Source organism: Nonomuraea deserti (assembly GCF_004348685.1).
Taxonomy (GTDB): domain Bacteria; phylum Actinomycetota; class Actinomycetes; order Streptosporangiales; family Streptosporangiaceae; genus Nonomuraea; species Nonomuraea deserti.
In genome coordinates this window covers 1-2393 of the sequence record NZ_SMKO01000383.1, presented here as the reverse complement: position 1 = coordinate 2393, position 2393 = coordinate 1, and the positions used below count along the sequence as shown (strand labels likewise).

At 69.7% G+C, this 2393-nt stretch carries 2 protein-coding genes; one reads left to right on the top strand and one right to left on the bottom strand.

The window, feature by feature from the left end:
- The first annotated feature begins 1329 nt into the window (after window positions 1-1329).
- A complete protein-coding gene (locus E1292_RS50145) occupies window positions 1330-2046 on the top strand; it encodes a GntR family transcriptional regulator (RefSeq protein WP_132606836.1) in 717 nt (238 codons plus the stop codon).
- A 166-nt stretch (window positions 2047-2212) separates the two neighbouring features.
- Here E1292_RS50145 and E1292_RS53265 read toward each other — a convergent pair.
- The coding region (locus E1292_RS53265) for a hypothetical protein (RefSeq protein ID WP_220447470.1) at window positions 2213-2393 on the bottom strand (181 nt) is incomplete at its 5' end.

Sequence of the window (2393 nt, the reverse complement as noted above, 5' to 3'; positions counted from 1 at the left end):
CTCCCTGCGCTGATCACATCTGCGCCCGGCCTACTCCCCCGCCGTTCATGCCTTCGCACGGCGACTCCCCCGCGCCGTTGCCACCCTCTCCCGTCCTACTCCCTGCGCTGTTCTCGTCCGCCCCCGCCCCAGTCTGCCCGCCGTTGGCGTCTACGCCCGCACTGCTCCCTGCGCTGTTTTCCGTCTTCGCCCGCCCCGCTCTGCTCGCCGATGCCGTCTTCGGCCGCCCCGCTTCCTGCGCTGGTCACATCTGCGCCCGGCCTACTCCTCCGCCGTTCATGCCTTCGCTCCGCCGACTCCGCGCGCCGCCGGCGCCTTCGTCCGGCCCATTTCCTGCGCCGTTACGCCTTCGCTCGCCCTGCTGCCTGCGTTGTGCGCGCGTTGTGCCGCTTGTAAGCCTTTGCCTGCCCTCGGTCATACGCCGACCGGCCCTGCTGTCGTTCCCGATCTCCACACGCCCTCATCCCAGTCCCGCACGCGTCGCCCTCCTCTCGCTCCCGCACGTGCCGCCTCATCCCAGTCCCGCACGCGTCGCCCTCCTCTCGCTCCCGCACGTGCCGCCTCATCCCAGTCCCGCACGCGTCGCCCTCCTCTCGTTCCCGCACGTGCCGCCTCATCCCAGTCCCGCACGCGTCGCCCTCCTCTCGCTCCCGCACGTGCCGCCTCATCCCAGTCCCGCACGCGTCGCCCTCCTCTCGCTCCCGCACGTGCCGCCTCATCCCGGTCCCTGCACGCGCCGCCGGCGTCACCCCACCCCCGCGTGCGCCGCCGTCACCCGGTCGCTGCATGCGCCGCCGTCACCCGGTCGCTGCATGCGCCGCCGTCATATCCGTCCCCGCGCGCGGTCGGTCTCTTCGCGGTTCTGGCTGGCCAGGGTGTTACTCGGTACAAGCGTGCTGCTGATTGCAGCCCCCTGCCGGTACTGCGACCCTGCTGGGGCATTTGGCCGTACAAGCGGTGTGCCGTACTGTCCGAACTGCGCGGATGTGGGGCATGCGTGACGGGCCCGGGCAGTCGAAGCGGCATCCCTGGCCTGCAGCGCCGCCTCTCCGGAACCCCACGGGCCGGCCGCAGCCGGCCCGCTCGATCCACGAGCCGCTGGAGCGACAGGTATGGGCATGGAAGAGGTCGCCGATATGTGCTCGGGGGTACACACATCGACGACCTCTATCGGAGAATCGGCGTCCCTTACATCCGCGTTACAGGGTTTCTCCGATAATTTTCCGCCATCGCAAAGTTGGGGCTCCAGCAGTCATCGATGACGGTCGGTTACCTGCCGAATACGGCAACATAGGGCAACGCCTCACACGAACCCCCAGGGATGGACTAGTGGCCACCTCAGATCCGGTCTACCTGCGTGTCGTCGAAGACATCCGGCGACAGATCACCGACGGCACCCTTCCCCCCGGCGCGCCTATTCCGTCGCGGGCGCAGCTGACCCGTAAATATCAGGTCGGCGAGACCGCCGCCCGTCACGCCCTCCGCGTACTCGCGGGTGAAGGCCTCATCATCGGCCGCGTGGGATCGGGCCATTACGTCAGGGAACGCCCCGACCTCACCTCGTTGCATCGATGGCGGTTCTTGGACCACCCCGCCCCGTTCGCGGCAGACCTGCAGTCCCAGGGCAGGCGCGTGACGTGGGACTGGCACAGCGAACCAGCCGAAGCGGGGCCCGACATCGCCAGGCGGCTGCGCCTCACCGAGGCGACCACGCTGAGCAAGACGCGCTACGTCTATCGCGGCGACGGCAAGCCGCTGCAGCTCGCCACCTCCTACGAGCCGATGGAGTTCGCCGCACATTCGGAGGAGGAGCGGCGCAGCCTGGTGGCGAGGATGTACGCCCACGGCATCAAGATCACCGAGGTCGTCGAGAGCGTGCACACCCGCGTTCCCCGCCCTGCGGAGAGCGATGCGCTCGCCCTGGCGGCGGGCGTTCACGTTCTGCACATCGAGCGCACTCACTGGGCCGGCGATCGTCCCGTTGAGACCAGCGACATCGTCGTCCCCGGAGACCGCTTCCGCATCACGTACAGCATGCCCGTTTAGGGCCGACCCCGGCTCCGGGCGAGCGCCTCCCTCGCCCGGAGCCCACCCTTCCGTCACGATCACGCTTGGCAGGGCGAGTCTTCGCGCACCCCCTTGGTGCCCCCAGCGGATGCGTGCCTGTCGACGGGCACTCATCCGCTGAGTGCCTCCCGACAGGCGGCGCCTTTCAACAGGCGGCGCGTGCCGACAGGCGGCGCGTACCAAGAAGCGGCGCGTACCAAGAAGCGGCGCTTGTCCACAGACGGCGTGTGGACGCGCGCTGCGGACGCCGGCAGGCAGGTGCGCGGACCAGCGCCGCGAGCAGGAACAGGCGAACGACTCCCCGATCCTCGGCCCCGATCCGGGCC